This window comes from Sphingomonas bisphenolicum, from assembly GCF_024349785.1.
Taxonomy (GTDB): domain Bacteria; phylum Pseudomonadota; class Alphaproteobacteria; order Sphingomonadales; family Sphingomonadaceae; genus Sphingobium; species Sphingobium bisphenolicum.
The window spans coordinates 600,900-618,610 of sequence record NZ_AP018818.1 but is presented as its reverse complement, the minus strand read 5'-3'; the positions used below and the strand labels follow the sequence as shown (position 1 = coordinate 618,610).

The window sequence follows — 17,711 nt, the reverse complement described above, 5'->3', positions numbered from 1 at the left end:
TCATTGAGGGGTACACCGGCCATTAGCTCAGCTTCAGGCAGCGACCCGCTCAAATCCCGCGCCGTTGTTCTTTGATGCTTCCTCACCCTCGGCGGCGATGGCCCGATCGATCATCATCCTCGATCGCACACCGCCAGCGTCGATGTTGAGCTTGAGCAATCGCCGCTCGGGATAAAGCAGAAGATTGGCCTGCTGTTGCTCAAGCATGTCGAGATCTTCACTGAAAATTCCGCCCTGGCCCTCTCGGATTTCATCCGTTAGCAGATCGTTGTCGACAGCAAATTGTCGTGCCATGCCCCAGAAATACCAGTGCGACGTCTCGGTTTCCGGGGTGATGAAGTCTACCACGATGCTCGCGGCCTTTTTGGCCATGGGAGCGTCGTAGCCCCCGGAGCCTTCAAGTGCCACGCCGACCTCGATCATCACGTGACTGGGCAAAGAGAAACGGCAAATCTGCCACCGATCCACCGTGGAATCCCCGTCCAGCCCAGCGCCTCGCAGGGCCATCTGCCAGAAGGGAGGAGCTTTTACGCTGTCCATCGTGCGGCTGGTGTGCACTTCATCCCCGACGATGCGAGTCTTGACCGGTGCTTCATCGATTTCCTTCTGCCCGATGCTCGACGCATGGACGTAAGTCTCATGGGTGAGATCCATGAGGTTATCGATCATCAGGCGATAGTCGCACTTGATGTGGAAGAGGCCGCCCCCATAGGCCCATTCATCGCTTTCGGCCCATTCGAGGTGATGCAGTTTGTCCAAGCTTGCCTGATCCGCATCTCCCGGCCAAACCCAAATGAAGCCATAGCGTTCGACGATCGGGAAAGAACGGATGGGGGGGAACCCTTTGACCTTCTGGCCGGGCATATTGTCCGCCTGGCCTTTACATCCCATCGCCAGACCATGATATCCGCAAACGAGCAGATCGTCGCGCACGAAACCCAGGGAAAGCGGTGCGCCACGGTGAGGGCAGAAATCCTCGAGCGCCACAGCCTCACCACTGGCCTTGCGGTAAAAGACCATTCGTTCGCCGCAAATCTGGCGGCCCAATGGTTTCTCCGCGATGTCATCCGGCGTACAGGCGACATACCAAGCGTTGCGTGGCCAGGTCGCGCCTTGGGACTTTAGAGGTTCGCTCACTTCAAAACTCCTGAAATCTAGAAAAATTGGCGTCTCAGCTTCGGCTTTGGGCTATCACCGTCTCGGGCCGCAGGGCGCGCGACGAATGTCAGGCTGCGACCAGATCCGGGTCGCGTTCTGCCTTCATCAACCGACGCAGTACCTGCCGCGCCTGGCGGCTTCCGACATCGCTGGCGATATCGAGAAGCGGGCGATCTGGGTCCGCGCTGATCCTCAGCTGCTGCAATTCGAGGACCTCTTGGTCTTCGCGGAATGTTTCCGCCGTCTGCTGGAAGATTTGCTCGGGCACGCCTTCGGTGACCGCGTCGGTTGCGACCGACCAGAAATAGTGGGTGGTCGTCTCCGTTTCCGGCGTGATGCCGTGAAATCCGATCATCGAGAAGCCATGGTCGCGCGGGCCCTCATAAGCCCCTGTCCCCGCGTCGCACGCACCTGTATTGATGCGGATCAGCACGGGCTGGAACTCGATCTCCTGCCACCGATCCACTTTCCCGGCGAAATTCTTCGCTGCTCGATAGGTCGGAGGTGGCTCGGAATTGGGCATGTAACGTGAAACCCGGACGAGGTTGCCTTCCCGGGAGGAATTGGTTTTCACGCCGAAGTGAAGCGCTGGGTTGCCGCCAATGGTATTGGCATGGATATAAGGCAGGTGCGATAGATCCATCAGATTCTCGATCATCAGTTCCCAATTGCCCTGAATGTCGAAATGGTGACTTTTCCATTTGAAGCGGGAATTTGAATGCCAGGTATGAGCGGGAATCTCACTCTCATTTGCCAGCTCGACATCTCCCATCCAGATCCACAGGAGCGAGTCTCGTTCGACCAGGGGGTAGTGACGAACGCAAGCCGTCGGCGGAATTTTGTCCTGGGCCGGGATTTTTTCGCATTTTCCTGCCACGTTGAATTCTAGGCCGTGATAGCTGCAACGAATGCGCTCTCCATCGACGGTGCCGAAGCTTAAAGGCAGAGCACGATGGCAGCAGCGATCTTCCAGTGCGGAGGGTTGACCGCTCTCGGTCCGAAAAATCACCACCGGCTGGTTGAGGAAGGTCCGCGCGATCCGTTCGCCCGGGCCGAGGTCGGCGCCCCAGCCAGCCACATACCAGTTGTTGTAAAGAAACTCGGGCGCTTTGGCCGCGACGGCTCCAGCCATGACTCTCTCCTAAAGCATAGGGTTTGAATCTACCGGAAATCGACATTATAAGCATCACTCATTCATTTATAGAAACTATAAGCATGGCTTATTCAGATCTCGATCTTAATCTTCTTAAAGTGTTGGAAGCGCTCTTCATTCACCGCAGCGCGTCGGCCGCTGCGGAAGCGCTCTCGGTCACACAGCCCAGTGTCAGCCTGTCGCTAAAGCGTCTTCGGTCGCATTTCGGCGACGAACTCTTTGTCCGGCAAGGGGGCCGGATGGTGCCTACGGCAGTCGCCGAGAGGTTGCGCGAGCCGGTCGCACGAGTCATCGCGACTGTGCAGTCCGACATCGTGCCAGCTGGTCCGTTTGATCCAGCATCGTCAGACCGGTGCTTTGTCCTCAGCCTGTCTGACCTCGGTGAGTTAACCTTCCTGCCCGACCTCATGGCAAGCATCAGGCAGAAGGCCCCTCGCGTGACAGTGCAGTCGGTCACACTGCCAACAAGGGAGTTAAAGGGTGCTTTGGTTGATGGCGATGTCGACCTAGCCTTGGGGTATTTCTATGGTTTTGATGGCGACAATCTCTTCTCCCAGAAGCTGTTTGACCAAACTTTCGTTTGCTTGGCGCGCGTCGATCATCCCGACATCGGCGACAGCTTGAGCGTTGAGCAATTTATTCGGGCAGAGCATGCGATCATCGAGCAGGACGGCCGGAGTCAGGAAGTGTTTGAAAGATGTCTGGAAACGCTCGGCCTGGAACGCCACGTGGTCCTTCGATCGCCTCATTTCATGAGCGTTCCTCTGCTCATATCTCAATCGGACATGATCACGACGGTACCCTTGGCGGTAGGAAGAATTTACACCAAACTTACGGGGCTGAAAATGCTGGCATTGCCCTTTCAGTCACCCGCCGTTGAACTCAAGCAGTTCTGGCATCGCAGGTCCCATACCGACCCAGGAACGGTCTGGTTGAGGCGTATAGTCTCGAAGCTCTTTACAGGACATGATCCCACGATTGGCGATCGCTCTTCATTCTGGAAAAGCTTCAAGGGAAGCAGTATGAACGCCTGAATTGCCCTAAGCGGATAGAACAACCTTCGCGTGATTTCCAGTCAATCGAACTGACTTTTGGTCGTTTGACAGTAAGCCCCCCCAGCAAGCATTTGATTGTCAGCAGCATGGCCGTGCGGGCCAGGCGGGCGTTGCCGCGAACAGCGGCCGCGCCATGATTTTGGGGAGCGAAATGCTGGATTGGAACTATCGCGACAAGGCCTGCATCGTGGGCGTGGGATCCACCGATTATGGTGTGTTTCCTGAAACCGATGCGGTTGGCCTGGGCGTATCGGCGTTGAAGGCGGCAGTCGATGACGCGGGCATCAGCTTCGATGACATCGACGGCGTCATTCTCAATCGCCTTCCCTATGATCGCTTTGCTGAGGTTTCCAACCTCAACACGCCCTATCTGCAATCGACGCCTGCGCACGGACGCTTCTCTGCGATCGCGCTGATGATGGCCGCAGAGGCGATCGCGTCGGGCGCGGCCACCACGATCGCTCTTGTCTATGGCAATGATGGCCGTTCCGCCGCCATGAAATATGGGGGCGATCCCAACTTCTGGGCGCCCTGGGGCTTCACCTCACCTGGAGCGTCCCACGCTATGATGTTCCGTCGCCACATGGCGCAATTCGGCACCACGTCCGAGGATCTCGCGCACATCGCCGTGGCCTTCCGCGATCATGCGACGAAGAACCCCGCCGCGGTCATGAAGAAGCCGATCACGGTCGAGGATCACCAGAACAGCCGCTTCATCTGCGACCCACTACACCTGCTCGATTACTGCCTGATCAACGATGGCGGCGTGGCCTGGATCATGACGACCCCGGAACGCGCGAAGGACATGAAGAAGAAGCCGGTCTATGTTTCAAGCTTCGCGCGTCAGGACGATTTCTCGCAGAACTCGCTGCCGCCAAACGACTATTGGTATCCCGCGCTCAAGAAGGTGGAGTCGCAAGTCTATGAGCGGGCCGGCATCAGCCGCAATGACATTGACGGTCTGATGATCTACGACAATTTCTCCCCCACTGTGCTGTTCGCGCTGGAGGGAATGGGCTTTTGCAAGCAGGGCGAGGGCGGCCAGTTCGTGCGCGACGGTATGCTGCAACTCGGCAAGGGGCGTTGGCCGACGAATACGAGCGGAGGCCACCTGTCGGAAAGTTACATGCAGGGATGGGCCCTTATCGTGGAGGGGGTACGCCAGCTCCGTGGTGAAGTACCCGCCGAGCGTCAGATCAAGGACGCCAAGGCCCTTCAGTTCATCCTCGCCACCGCTGTTGCCGGCTCGATCATCATCAGGAACGACGCATGACCTACATCAAGCCACTGCCCGAGGCAGACAAGTGGAGCGGCCCCTTTTTCGAGGGGGCTAGGGAAGGCAAGCTGCTGGCGCAGCAGTGCAACAGTTCAAAGCGCTTCTTCTTCCCGCCCTCACCGGTTTCTCCGGTCACCCGTGATGGAAACTGGTCATGGGTCGAGCTCTCAGGCAAGGGGACGATCAGTTCCTTCGTCGTGATGCATCAGAAATATTTCGGCGGCTTCGGCGACGAAGTTCCTTATCCGGTCATCGAGGTCGAACTTGAAGAAGGCGTGAGGCTTCTTTCGAGCATCGTCGAGCTTGGCGAGCGCGAACTGGTCGTCGGTATGCCAGTTGAAGTCGTTTTCGACAAGGTCACCGAAGAAGTGACCCTTCCCAAATTTCGGCCGGCGGCCTGAGTTTAAAGACGGAAGTCGGACGATGTGCCCGGCTCCTGTTATGCATTCGGAGAGGAGTGTCTGATGGATTTTCTGGACCGGCTGAATCCGGAAACTGAGTTGTCCGATCGCGTTCGCACGCGCTTCTTCATAGACGGCGACTGGCGCGAGCCGCGTGGGCACGAAATGCTGGACCTCGTTTCGCCGATCACCGAGCAAATTATTCTGACGGTTCCTGGCGGAAGCACCGCCGACATGTCCGATGCGGTTGACGCGGCACGCCGCGCATTCGATCAGGGACCCTGGCCGCGTATGGCGCCGGCTCAGCGTGGTGAAATTCTCAGGAAAATGGGTGAGGCTATCGCAGCGCGCATTCCGCTGCTCTCCAGGATTTGGACCGCACAGGTCGGAGCGACGATCGGCTTCACTTCGATGTTCACCGGGCTGATCCCATCCTATTATAACTATTATTCAGACCTTGCCGGCACTTTCGCCTTCGAGGACGTACGCCCGACTTTCCAGGGGCACGCCAGGGTCATTCGGGAGCCAGTAGGCGTTTGTGCGCTGATACTGCCTTGGAACGCACCCCTCATCCTTTTGTCGCAGAAGCTGGCTGCCGGGTTGCTGGCGGGTTGCACCTTCGTTGTCAAACCCAGCCCAGAGACGCCGCTTGACGCGTTGATCCTTGCTGAGTGCGCTGAGGAAGCCGGACTTCCCGCTGGGGTTCTCAACATCGTGCCAGCAGGCCGGGAGGCCGGCGACAGCCTTATCCGTGACCTGCGGATAGACAAGGTGAGCTTCACCGGTTCTACCGCTGCGGGCAAGCATATCGGCGCGGTTTGCGCCGAGCGGGTCGCGCGCTGTAGCCTAGAGCTTGGTGGAAAGTCCGCCGCGATCATTTGCGAGGACGCGGATCTCGAAACGGCTATTGGAACGATCACACCTTTCGCCATGCCCTTTTCCGGACAAATCTGCTTCTCGCAGACTCGCGTTCTGGTTCCTGAAAAGCGCCGCGACGAGATACTTGACGCCTATGTGGCTGCGGTCGAGGGCATCAAACTGGGCGACCCTTGGGACGAAAGGACGACCATGGGACCGTTGTCGATGGCCCGCCAGCGCGACCGTGTTCTTGGCTATATCGATGCGGGCCGGTCGGAAGGTGCGAAGCTGGTCCGCGGCGGTAGCAATGGCGGTTTCAACCGCGGCTATTTTGTCGAGCCTACCATCTTCGCGGATGTGACGCAGGACATGACGATCGCACAGGAAGAAATTTTCGGTCCAGTGGTCTCGATACTGAGCTATTCCAGTGAGGAAGAAGCCATCGCGATCGCCAACAACAGCCAATTCGGCCTGTCCGGCACCGTGTTTTCGAACGATCTCGCGCGCGCCGAGCGGATCGCGCGCAAGGTCCGCACCGGTAATATCAGCATCAACGGGCTACAGATCGACCCCGGTGTCCCGTTCGGCGGCTTCAAGCAATCCGGCATCGGCCGAGAGGGTGGTCCAGAGGGGCTCGAAGTCTTCCTCGAATCCAAAGCGATCTACTTCCCGGGTGACGCAGCGGCCTGATCAACAGCAATGGTTGTCGCGCACTCTCGCGCACGCAAAGATATGGAGAAAATCATGAGCGAAGAAAATCTGGTCGTGGTCGAAGAGAAGGAGGGCTATGCCGTCCTGCGTATCAACCGTCCCGACAAGCGCAACGCGATGAACAAGGCAGCTCGCATTGCTATGCTTGAAGCGATGGAGGATCTCAAGGGGCGCTTCGGCGTCATCGTTCTCACCGGGACCGACGTGAGCTTCTGTGCGGGGCTCGATCTCAAGGAAGCCAGCGCCGACCGTGAAGCAGGTGTCGAGGCCGATCCCGCCACTTCCTGGCAGGCGGTCAACGTTGCGATCCGTGCGCATCCGGCGGTCTTCATTGCGGCCGTGAACGGCCTGGCGCTGGGTGGCGGAGTGACGCTGATCAATGTGTGTGATCTGGCGGTTGCTTCGGAACGCGCCTCGATGGGTATGCCCGAAATGGGCTTTGCCACCTATCCTGGACTTGCAGGTCCCTCGACGCAATATTCGCTGACCCGCAAACGCCATGCTTGGATGATGTTCACGACCGAGCGGATCGACGGCGCGACCGCCGAACGTTGGGGGCTGGTCAACAAGGTGGTTCCGCATGACCAGTTGCTGCCGGAGGCGGAGGCCATCGCTGCAAAGATTGGCCAGTTCAATCAGACCGCTCTTACGATCAGCAAGGGAGCAATGGACCAAATTCCGGTCGAAATCGACTGGGATGGCGCATTCAACTTCGGTATCGGCAAGATCGATGAGATCAATCGCCTGACGGCAGCTGGCAGCGAAGGACTCGCTCGCTTCTCGAAGGGCGAACGATTGGTTGGCCAAGGCTGATTGAGGCTTGTTGGGGTCCACAGATTGATGAATAATGGTGAGGTAGCGTGAAAGAATATCAGATGTTCATTGGCGGCCAATTTGTCGCCGCTGCCTCAGGTGAAACCTTCCAATCTGTGGAGCCTTGGACTGAGGAAGCTTGGGCGGCTATTCCGCGCGGCGGCATCGATGATGTCAACGCTGCGGTACAGGCCGCCCATGCAGCGCTCTCGGGGCCTTGGTCTGGCTATTCCGCATCCGCGCGTGGAGCGCTGTTGCGGCGGCTGGCTGATCTTCTGGTCAAAGCAGCTCCCACGCTCGCCGAGATAGAGGTTCGGGATAATGGCAAGCTCCTTACGGAGATGCGGGCCCAGACAGGATATCTTCCCGAGATTTATTATTATTACGCCGGCTTGGCTGACAAGATCGAGGGATCGGTTCCGCCTGTCGGCCGACCCGGCGTTTTTGGCTATACGCGCTATGAACCCATTGGCGTGGTCGCTGCCATTACACCATGGAATTCTCCGCTCTTGCTGGCCGCTGCCAAGATTGCTCCGGCTCTTGCAGCCGGTTGCACCGTCATCCACAAGCCGTCCGAACATAGCTCGGCGTCGGCGCTTGAATTTGCCCGCCTCGTGCAGGAGGCAGGCTTCCCCGAGGGCGTGTTCAACGTCATCACGGGATTCGGCGCCGAGGCCGGAGATCCGTTGGTGCGGCATCCCAAGGTCGCACGCATCAGCTTTACTGGGGGCACGCAGGCCGGGCGCGCGATCAACCAGATCGCAGCATCGCGTTTCGCGCGCTGCGATCTGGAATTGGGAGGAAAGTCGCCCAATATCGTTTTTGATGATGCTGACCTGGAAGCGGCGGCAAATGGCGTCATTTCGGGCATTTTCGCTGCCTCCGGTCAGAGCTGCATCGCGGGGTCGCGCCTGCTGGTGCAGGAGAATATCCACGACGAGTTTGTGGAGCGATTGCTTGCCACTGCGAGGACAGCTGTTGTCGGCGATCCCACCGACGAGGGAACCCAAATCGGCCCCGTCACGACTCGGGATCAGTTCGAAAAGGTTCTGGACTATATGGCGATCGCTCGCGGGGAGGGGGCCCAGTGCGTTCTTGGCGGCGAGCGCATTGATCGGCAAGGCTGGTTTGTTCAGCCGACCATATTCACCGGCGTGACCAATCAAATGCGGATCGCGCGAGAAGAGGTCTTCGGCCCAATTTTGTCGGTTATCCGATTCAAGGATGAGGCAGATGCGTTGCAGATTGCAAATGACAGTGATTTTGGTCTGGCCGCTGGCGTATGGACGCGAGATTTTGGACGCGCGTTCCGGATGTCCGAGAAGTTGGAGGCCGGCACGGTATGGATCAACAGCTATCGTATGCTGAGTGTCACCATGCCATTTGGTGGCGTGAAGGACAGCGGTGCAGGGCGCGAAAATGGCATGGACGCGATCATGGCCAATCTCGAGGCCAAGAGCATATTCCTCAACCACAGTGCACCGGTGGCCACTCCGTTCGTCATGAAACTATAATTCGCAATCAATTTCAAAAGGCAGGCCAGCCATACCGCGTCCTTGGGCGTGGCCTGGCTGGCCTGCCTTTTGACGATCGGCAAAAGGACCTCTTTTGAAAGCGGCGCCTTTGGCGGGAGGGCTTTTCTCATGCCCGATCTCCAACGGTGTCGGCCGGACCCGATATGAATGTTCGGTAAAAGCACGGCATGAATTTCTGGTCATGGGCAGCGCTGGCACGGCGTTCCGCGCTGCCCATGTTTCGATCAGAAAGCCGCCGAGACGGTCACACCATAAGTGCGTGGTTCGCCGTAAGCGGAGCGGGCGAGCCCGAGCGTGCCGAAGGTCTGGACACCCCCGACGACCTCAACCGCTTCGTTCGTGAGATTCTTGCCCCACAGGCTGAAGGTCAAACCAGCCTTGGTTTCGTAGGCGATCGTGCCGCCAAGCATCGAGTAGCTGGGCTGGGAGAGGACATTATCGGGTTCATGATAATAGCGGCTGGTATAGGAATAGTTGGCATCCAGCTTCAAGATGCCCGCGCCAAGCTCGTGATTGTAGCTAGCGCCCAGTGTCACGCTGTGTTCGGGCGATAAAATCGTGTGATTGCCCTCGACATTGCCCGTGCCGACGGAATAGCCTCCGCCAGGGAGAGGCGTCGCGACCTGGGCGCCCGAAAAGTCAAGATACCGGCCATGCACGTAGCTGTAGCCCAGGGTTAACGAAAGCGCTCTGGTCGGCTGCGCGCGCAGTTCGACGTCCGCGCCGTAAATCTCTGTGCCCGGTGCATTATATGTTCCGGTGAGGCCGTTGATCGAGCGGCCCACCTGGATGTTCTTGTAGTCATAGTAGAAGGCCGCGCCATTGAGCGTCAGCCAACTTTCGATGCTGCTCTTTACGCCGATTTCGTAGGCGTCGAGTGTTTCGGGTGCGAAAGGCGGCAGAGTCACCACAAGCGTGTTGTAGCCTCCACTCTTGAAGCCGCGATTGTAGGAAAGGTAGGCCATGGTTCGGGCCGACAGATGATAGTCGAGGGCAAGGCGCCATGTGAGCTTCTGGAATTTGGTCGACGAGGTAAATTCAGGCGTCGTAACCACGGTGATGCCACTGGGTGTCACAGTGAAAGCGTCCGCTTCCAGGTCGCGCTTCTCATGGGTATAGCGAAGGCCAACGGTTGCATTGAGCCTTGGCATCAGTTCTGCGCTGGCCTGGCCGTAGAGGGCGATCGACTCCGTACCCTGCGCGGCCTGGACGAACCGACCTGTTGCAGGTCGCACGCCGCCAGGCGTAGCAGGCGTGCCATAGGTGATTGTGCCGATCGGATCGAAACGTCCCTCAGCCCAGTAGTAGAAGGCGCCCAGCGTCCAGTTGAAGCCATGACCATCAGACGACTGTAGCTGAAGTTCTTGGCTGAACTGCTCATCTCGGCCAATTGTCTCAGCATAGCGGCCGGGAAATGCGGTATAGTCGCTATCGAAAACTCCATGATAGCGCGACTTGCGGTAAGCGGTGATAGCAGCGAGTCCGACGTTGCCCAGGTTATAGTCGAGACGGGACGAAATGCCGCCACCCTTCGCCGTAAAATCGGGCTGCTGGTCAGACGCGATGTCCCAATCGCCGCCATTGAACGCCGGACCGTAGGGAGCGGGCGGTACGAACCCGCGCGGTGGGCGTTGCGCACCGAACCGACTATTGTGCGTGTCGTTATAGTCCCCAGTGATCCTGATCTCCAGATCGTCAGTGGGGGTGAAGAGCAGTTTCGATCGGATACCTGCGTCATGATAGAGCTTGTTCACGTCGCGCCCGTTGGCGAGGTTGGTGCCCCATCCTTTGCCTTGGGTCGACAGGCGGCCAGACAAGTCGATTGCGAGATTGTCGGTCAATCCGCCCGTCACATAGAAGCTTCCTTCGACTGTGTCGAAATTGCCATAGCTCAGCTTCATCGTGCCGCCAGGCTCTTGCTTGGGATCGCGGGTGACGATCTGAATGAGCCCGCCTGTCGCGTTACGACCGAACAGCGTTCCTTGCGGTCCCTTCAATATCTCGATGCGCTCGACATTGTTGAAGGAGAAGGTGGTCGAGAAAGGAGAGCCGATGTAGACGCCGTCAACATAGGTCGCGATTGGTGGCTCCAGTCCTGCGCCTACTATCTTCGAACTGACGCCACGGATCATGGGGAGGATGCCGCCATTATATTGCTGGATTTTCACTCCTGGAGCCAGAAGCGCCACATCAAAGAGACTGTTTACCCCTGCCGACTGTAGCTGGGTCGAGGTGATGGCAGCGACAGAGATCGGTACGTCCTGCAGTCGTTCCGACCTGCGCTGCGCTGTGACAATGATATCCTGAGGTCCGCTATCGCTAAGCTGGTCTTGAGCTAACACGCACGGACCACCCAAGGCGAGCGAACCTATCGGCATTGCCCCGATCATCAAGGCGCGTGAATACGACTTCCAATTCATGGATCATCCCCTTCGTTATGTTGTAGTGAAAGTGCCGCTTAGATGTGCGAGGCGGGCTTGAGGTCCCCAGAGACGATCCGACGGTTGAAGGCAAGCAGGAGGCCTCCTGCAAGCGCGGCTGCCGGAACGACGCAAAGCGCCCACTTTAGACCCGAATTGGAGCCGGCAACGCCTTGAAGAATGTCGCTAAGGACACCGATCAGGAACGGTCCCAATCCTGCTCCAAGGATGCTGAGACTGAGCGAAAAGATGGCGACTGCAAGCGCCCGACAATTTGCAGGTGCGAGCATCTGAACCAGCCCGTAAAATGGTCCCATGCATCCAAACAGGAGGGTGAAGGCCGCGAACAGGCAGTAGAGACCCATTGTAGGCTGTGCCCAGAGTCCGGCAAGCAACAATGGCGCACTTGCGATAAGCGCGAGGCCCGGAATGAGGAAATAATTGCCGCAATCGCGTCGGCTCAGCCGGTCAACGGTGATGCCTCCGGCAAGAGTGCCAAGCCCTCCGCCGATGCCGGTCACCAAGGCCATCGCAAGGGAGGCGTCAGTGAGGCTGATGCCGTGAGAGCGAATGGTAAAGTCCAGAAGCCACATCATGAGCGCGTAACCGCAGAAGGCCTGAAGGCCGCCGGCAATAGCGACTAGGACAAAGCTGCGCATGCCGAGCAGCAGCCGGACCTGATCCTGCCAGCGACCGTGCACTTGGGAGACGGGCAGGTCATCGCTAGCGCCGCGGGGACGTTCCCTTAATGTCAAGGCAAGGAGGGCCGCCAGAAGGAGACCGGGCATTCCGACGGCAATGAATGTTGCCCGCCAGCCAAGCGTTGCAACAAGCCATCCACCTCCAAGAAAGCTGATGGTTGTGCCGAGCGGTACACCCATCTGGAATATCCCAAGCGCGGTCGCTCGTTCGTTCTTGCGAAAATAGTCCGAGATCAGCGAGTGAGATGGTGGATTGCCGCCAGCCTCGCCGATGCCGACAGCACAACGGATGAGAAACAGGTGCACGAAACTTTGCGCGATTGATGAAAGTGCGGTCATGAGTGACCACAGGCTCAGCGCGATAGTGATGAGCTTTACGCGATGCCAGCGGTCACTCAGGATCGCGAGAGGAACCGCCATCGTCGTGTAGAAGAGAGAGAAAGCCAGTCCTTTGATCGCGCCGAGCGCTGAATCGCTGAGGCCTAGCTCGGCTTTTAATTGCGGAGAGACAACGGCGATGATCTGACGATCAACATAGCTGAAACAGTAGACCGCCAGAAGCAGTATCAGGACATAATAGCGATATGCCCCCGGGCTTGCGGTCATTGTTGAGGGATCGCAGTCGGATTGCGTTTCCAGCTCTACAGGGACGTTTTGGGCAGTCAATTGCGCCATCGTCATACCTCTCTTCCAACTCGATCATACGCGACCGACTTGTGATTATTTTTCTATTGAAACGGAGTCCTATTGAGCCATCATTCAAAAAGATAGGCGTAAAATATGGCAATTCAGCCGGTAATATTTTCCGGTTGGATGATTTTTAATCAACTTTATTCGATGATTGACGAGGGGTTGAGTTGACCTTTGCAAGGAATTGCCTGACAGCCGCCACGCACTCGTCAACCTTGTCGATATAGATTTCGTGGCCGACGCCATTGATGGGCTGCAAGCAGGCATTGGGGATGGTCTCCGCAAGCTTAACCTGTTCTGCGATGCTGGTCGCGGCGCTTTGCATGGGCGCCAGAACAAGCGCCGGAGCCGCGACGTGGGGCAGGAGCGGGGCAACATCCGTGGTAATGAGCACATCACTGAGATCTGCGAGGATTTGGGCAGGCGTCAAAGCAAACTGTTCGAGCCACCAGTGGCGCTGTCTCCTGCCCATCTGTGCCACAGTGCCGGGTTGGGCGATAAGCCATTCAGCCCACCCTTTCGATCCGAGTTGAAGGATCGCCTCGCGCCAACTTTCCCGGCCGGCGGAGAAAAAGCGTTGATGGTCAAGATCAATTTTTTGCGGCGTGCTGCTCGTGATAAGGGATTTGACAAGGTTGGGGTGAAGCGCCGCCACGCCGATAGCGAGCATGCCGCCGCTTGCCTCGCCCAGGAGATGTACTTTCCCTGCTCCCAGTTCACGAATGAACTCGGCGAGATCATCTACCAGTTCCTCGAACGACCAGGGCGCTGGTGAACTCGTGCTTCGCCCGTGCCCCCGAAGATCGGGTCGAACGATCCTGTAGGTGTCCGACAGTTTCGGGATCCAATGCCGCCAGAAAGCGGAATTGCGTCCGAAGCCGTGCTGGATGACGAGGGTGTCGCGAGGCCGCCATGAAGGTGCGAAACATTCGTCCTCGAACCAGATCTTATACTCACCATTGTCCATGAACGGCATTGGCGCCTCCTCTTAAATGCATGCAATCAGGAGCGTTCGCGAGAGTTGGGAGCGTCTTACCGCGGGCAACCATGGCATCGGTCGCCCCGGGAGAAATCCTCTCATCGCGTGGCCACTGGAACGGAGGTGGAGGCAAAAAGTGGCGAAATAGCTGAGCACGATCATTTCGAGGAAGCAGGCCCTTCAATGCAGGGCGTCATTCGCTCGCGAACCGTATCCCCCCTTCTGCATGCGCAACGCTCCTTCTCATGCTCCCTCCCCAAATGAACCGGTCTGCCCTGTTCTCTTAGGGCTGCTGCAAGGACGTTCGCAGTTAAACGAGAACGCCCTGTTCGACGAGATCATGAACGTCCGAGCCATCCAGGCCGGCTTCTTCTGTGAGTACCTCGCGATTGTGCTCGCCCAGCAAAGGGGCGGCGAAACGAGGTCCGATCAGTCCCGAAGCAAACTGGAAGGGAGGGCCGTTGTAAAGCGAATCCCCCATTTCCTTATGCGGCAGATAGCGCCAATGATTGCGGTGCTTGAGCTGGGGGTCCCGGTCCACAAGGTCCGAAGCATTCTGCACCACGCCAGCAGTCACGCCCTGAGCCTGCAAATCCTGCATCAAGGCATATCCGTCTCGGTCGGCCGTTCGTGCCGCTATTGCGCGATCGATCTCCCCAGTCGCCGACTTGCGCCCTGCTTCTTTCTCCCAGTCCGGATTGACGAGATTCACGCCACCCAAGATGGAGCGGAGCACCAGCCATTGCTCGTCCGAACTGATGCTGATAGCGATCCAGCGATCGTCTCCCTGGACCGGATAAACGCCGCGCGGCGAGAAGCCTTCGAGGTGGTTGCCGTTCCGCCCAGCCGTTCGCCCGTTGACGCTATAGTCTATCACCGGGATTGGCATCAGGCTCAACATCGGCTCGGTTTGAGCCATGTCGATCAATTGCCCCTCGCCGGTCCGGTTTTTGTGCCGCAGCGCACACATGATCGCGAATGCGCCGTGACAGGGGTTGGGGACATGATCTGGATAGTTGGTTCCCGTGCCTGTCGGTTCCCGATCGGGATATCCACTTAGGCCAAGAAAGCTGGTCAGGGCGGCTATGGTGATCCCATAGCCCAGCATCGTGCGATCGGGGCCCTCGTCGCCGTTCATCGACATGCCGATGAAAATCAGGCTGGGATTGATCTCTCGCAGCGCTTGGTAACCCACGCCGAGCTTGTCCATCGTGCCCGGCCGGAAGTTGTTGGCGACGATATCGCAGTTGCGGATCAACTGATGGACAATCGCAACGCCGCGAGGGTCCTTCATGTTGATCGTGATGCTGCGCTTGGAGCTGTTCCGATCGGCGAAATAGCCGCTGCGATTGACGCCCTTGATCCCGCCCGCATAGGGCGAAGCAAGGCGAAGGCTGTCGAGGGATTTGCTGCTTTCGACTTTGATAACGTCCGCGCCTAGATCAGCGAGGAGCTTGGTCGTGTACGAGCCGGCGCCGATCCAGCAAAAATCGACGACCTTGACGCCGGTAAGCGGGAGCTCAGTCATTGCATGCGTCCTTGGGATCTAGTCTCCCCAGCGCGGGAGCGGGGGTGCGCAGTTTCCATGGCGTGGCGCTCAGCTTGTAGGGAGCGCCAGGGACCGGAGTGCCGCTGAGCGTTGCACCTGCTGGGAGTTCGACGAAATATTTACGATGAAGAAGCTGGCGGTTGCTCAGCAGATCAACTGGTGTTGACATAGGAGCAATGGGAACGCCCCAGGTCTTTCCGCCCTGATAAAGCTGATCCTTTGTCTGCGCCATCGCAAAGGGCAGGAAGATGGCCTGAAACTTCTCCTCTGCGCCCAGCGCCGTGTCGTTCCATTCTGGTGCAGCGAAAATTTCAGCGCCAGGGATATTCTCAGCTGCCATCCAGCGGGCGAAACTGCCCCACATGGCCGTTTCCCCAATGCCTCCGGCCAAAAGGTAAATCTGACCATCCTTGCAGGGGAATATGCCGCTTCCTGCTCGGCGCGCGCTCGCGGAACGGTTGCGGACCTTGCCTTCGAGCTGATAGGTTTGCGCAGCATTCTCAAGGGCCATTACGATAGCCTCTTGGATCGAAAGGTCGATAAGCTCGCCCTGCCCGGTTCGTTCCGCTCGCAGAACCGCGGCCAGTGATGCGACGGCCGAAAACTGATCCGCCGCAAGCAGACCCTGCTCCCCATAGGCAACGACCGGCGCGCAGTCCGGATAGCCGGCCATGGTGAGAAGCCCACCCATTGCCATGAGTGTGAGATCGTCACCTGAGAAGGCGCTATAGGGTCCGCTGCTTCCATATGGCGTGATCCGTGTACAAACCAACCGCGGATTGGCAGCGCACAGCGCTTCCAGGTCCACGACTTCTGCGTCTGGATGATCGGAAAGGATCAGTAAGTCCGCCTCCGATGCAGTCTGAAACAACATGGCCTGCCCGCCAGCGGTTTTCAGGTCCGCTGAGACGCTTTGCTTGTTGGCTGCGAAATAGGCGAAAGCCAGACTGCTATTCTCTCCTGGCCTGTCGCCCACGAAGGGTGGCTTCTGACGCATGGGCGAACCAGCAAGTGGCTCCATCAGCGTGACGCTCGCCCCCATGTCCGCGAACAATTTGCCGCAATATGCGCCATATAGTCCGGACAGCTCAAGGACCCGGACGCCTTCCAGGGCGGTTCGGCCGCTCATATCTCGCTCGGCCTCCCGTCACGAAGCAGTTCGCGTGCGATCATCCACCGATGGACCTCCGATGGACCCTCGACGATGCGCAGGACGCGGACCTCGCGCGCCATGAACTCGAGCGGAAGCTCCTTGCTGAGCCCCATGCCGCCGAACATCTGGATGGCCCGGTCGATCACGCGGGTCGCCATTTCGGTGGCCTGGACCTTGACCATGGCGGCACCACGGCGGATTTCAGCGCGCTTGCCTTCGTCGATCTCCTGATCAAGTTGCCAGGCGAGCCGGTAGGTGAGCAACTTCACCATCTCGATCTCCTGGAAGCTGTCTGCAATCCACCACTGTATGGTCTGCCGGTCTGCCAGCGGCGCGCCGAAGGTGACGCGCGCCTTGGCCTGCTCGATCATCATGTCGAGCGCGCGCTGCGCATAACCAAGGCACCAGCAGGCGCACTCCATTCGACGGATGCCGAGCCGGTTCTGTAGGGGGGCGAACGCCTGACCGACTTCGCCAAGGACCTGATCATCGTCTACCGTAACCTCATCGAAATTGACGGAATAGGCGTGGAAATTGCCGCCGATTACCGAGAATTCCTGCGGCACCGTCACCCCAGGTGTGCCCTGATCGATGAGGAAGGCGGTCATGCCGCCTCGGGTGCCCTTGCTCAGGTCCGTCGACGCGATGACGATCATGAAGTCGGCGGTGCGCGCGCCGCTGATCCACATCTTTTCACCGTTCAGCACCCACTTGTCGCCGCGCCGCTCCGCCTTGAGCTTGATGCCGCCGGCATCGGCGCCAGCGCCCGCTTCAGTGAGGGCCAAGCACGACTTCTTCTCACCCGACGCATAAGGGAGCAGGTAGCGTTCGATCTGGTTGCCTTTGCACGATTCCTGGAGGAAATGCAGGTTGGGGCTGTCGGGAGGCAGGATGAACGGCGTGATCGAATAGAACATCTGCTCGGTGACGACGCATTTGATCAGCGCGCCCATGCCGTGGCCGCCGAACCGCTCGGGAACATCAATGCCCCACAGGCCCAGTTCCTTTGAGCGCGCCTTCAGCTTCGCCTCAATCTCCGGGGGGATAAGTGGATCGCCACCCATGCCGCGATTGGCTTCGCGCTCGATTACCAGCCGCTCCAGCGGGATCAGTTCGTCCGCAACGAAGCGCGCTGTCAGTTCCCCGATCATCCGCGCGTCTTCGGGTAATGTGAAGTCCATTCCTCTCCCGCCTCTCACAAATGTGCCCCGGGCACTGTCTATCGACCCTGATAGGAGCCGCTTCTGTCACGCCGCAAT

14 protein-coding genes are annotated in these 17,711 nt (G+C 58.5%); 6 read left to right on the top strand and 8 right to left on the bottom strand.

Annotated features, from left to right (window positions below):
• Positions 1 to 33: 33 nt before the first annotated feature.
• Together SBA_RS21210 and SBA_RS21205 are read right to left on the bottom strand one after the other, a co-directional pair.
• Positions 34 to 1,137: an aromatic ring-hydroxylating oxygenase subunit alpha gene (locus SBA_RS21210; RefSeq protein ID WP_261936906.1), complete on the bottom strand. Its 1,104-nt coding sequence runs from the start codon at positions 1,135 to 1,137 to the stop codon at positions 34 to 36.
• An 88-nt stretch (positions 1,138 to 1,225) separates the two neighbouring features.
• Positions 1,226 to 2,290: an aromatic ring-hydroxylating dioxygenase subunit alpha gene (locus SBA_RS21205; protein WP_261936905.1), complete on the bottom strand. Its 1,065-nt coding sequence runs from the start codon at positions 2,288 to 2,290 to the stop codon at positions 1,226 to 1,228.
• 83 nt (positions 2,291 to 2,373) lie between these two features.
• Between SBA_RS21205 and SBA_RS21200 the strand changes: the two genes are divergently transcribed.
• The 6 genes from SBA_RS21200 (at position 2,374) to SBA_RS21175 (ending at position 8,939) form a co-directional block, all read left to right on the top strand.
• Positions 2,374 to 3,345, top strand: a complete 972-nt coding sequence (locus SBA_RS21200; protein ID WP_261936904.1) for a LysR family transcriptional regulator — start codon at positions 2,374 to 2,376, stop codon at positions 3,343 to 3,345.
• A 154-nt stretch (positions 3,346 to 3,499) separates the two neighbouring features.
• Positions 3,500 to 4,639 (top strand): thiolase family protein, encoded by a 1,140-nt coding sequence (locus SBA_RS21195; RefSeq protein ID WP_261936903.1) that lies wholly within the window; start codon positions 3,500 to 3,502, stop codon positions 4,637 to 4,639.
• A complete protein-coding gene (locus SBA_RS21190; RefSeq protein ID WP_261936902.1) occupies positions 4,636 to 5,043 on the top strand; it encodes a Zn-ribbon domain-containing OB-fold protein in 408 nt (135 codons plus the stop codon). Before SBA_RS21195 ends, SBA_RS21190 begins: the two co-directional genes overlap by 4 nt.
• 63 nt (positions 5,044 to 5,106) lie before the next feature.
• Positions 5,107 to 6,591, top strand: coding sequence for an aldehyde dehydrogenase (locus SBA_RS21185; protein WP_261936901.1), 1,485 nt, complete (start codon positions 5,107 to 5,109; stop codon positions 6,589 to 6,591).
• A gap of 54 nt (positions 6,592 to 6,645) precedes the next feature.
• Entirely contained in the window at positions 6,646 to 7,425 is a 780-nt protein-coding gene (locus SBA_RS21180; RefSeq protein ID WP_261936900.1) for an enoyl-CoA hydratase/isomerase family protein, read from the top strand.
• 47 nt (positions 7,426 to 7,472) lie between these two features.
• A complete protein-coding gene (locus SBA_RS21175) occupies positions 7,473 to 8,939 on the top strand; it encodes an aldehyde dehydrogenase (protein WP_261936899.1) in 1,467 nt (488 codons plus the stop codon).
• 245 nt (positions 8,940 to 9,184) lie between these two features.
• Here the strand turns inward: SBA_RS21175 and SBA_RS21170 are convergent, their stop codons facing one another.
• The 6 genes from SBA_RS21170 to SBA_RS21145 form a co-directional block, all read right to left on the bottom strand.
• Positions 9,185 to 11,380, bottom strand: a complete 2,196-nt coding sequence (locus tag SBA_RS21170; RefSeq protein ID WP_261936898.1) for a TonB-dependent receptor — start codon at positions 11,378 to 11,380, stop codon at positions 9,185 to 9,187.
• 38 nt (positions 11,381 to 11,418) lie between these two features.
• Complete coding sequence (locus SBA_RS21165) at positions 11,419 to 12,756, bottom strand: spinster family MFS transporter (protein ID WP_261936897.1); 1,338 nt, start codon at positions 12,754 to 12,756, stop codon at positions 11,419 to 11,421.
• 145 nt (positions 12,757 to 12,901) lie between these two features.
• Entirely contained in the window at positions 12,902 to 13,747 is an 846-nt protein-coding gene (locus tag SBA_RS21160) for an alpha/beta fold hydrolase (RefSeq protein WP_261936896.1), read from the bottom strand.
• Positions 13,748 to 14,060: 313 nt separating this feature from the next.
• A complete protein-coding gene (locus tag SBA_RS21155) occupies positions 14,061 to 15,278 on the bottom strand; it encodes a CaiB/BaiF CoA transferase family protein (protein ID WP_261936895.1) in 1,218 nt (405 codons plus the stop codon).
• Positions 15,271 to 16,428, bottom strand: coding sequence for a CaiB/BaiF CoA transferase family protein (locus SBA_RS21150; RefSeq protein ID WP_261936894.1), 1,158 nt, complete (start codon positions 16,426 to 16,428; stop codon positions 15,271 to 15,273). The genes SBA_RS21155 and SBA_RS21150 overlap by 8 nt, the downstream gene beginning before the upstream one ends.
• Positions 16,425 to 17,603, bottom strand: coding sequence for an acyl-CoA dehydrogenase family protein (locus SBA_RS21145; protein ID WP_261936893.1), 1,179 nt, complete (start codon positions 17,601 to 17,603; stop codon positions 16,425 to 16,427). Before SBA_RS21145 ends, SBA_RS21150 begins: the two co-directional genes overlap by 4 nt.
• Positions 17,604 to 17,711: the final 108 nt, after the last annotated feature.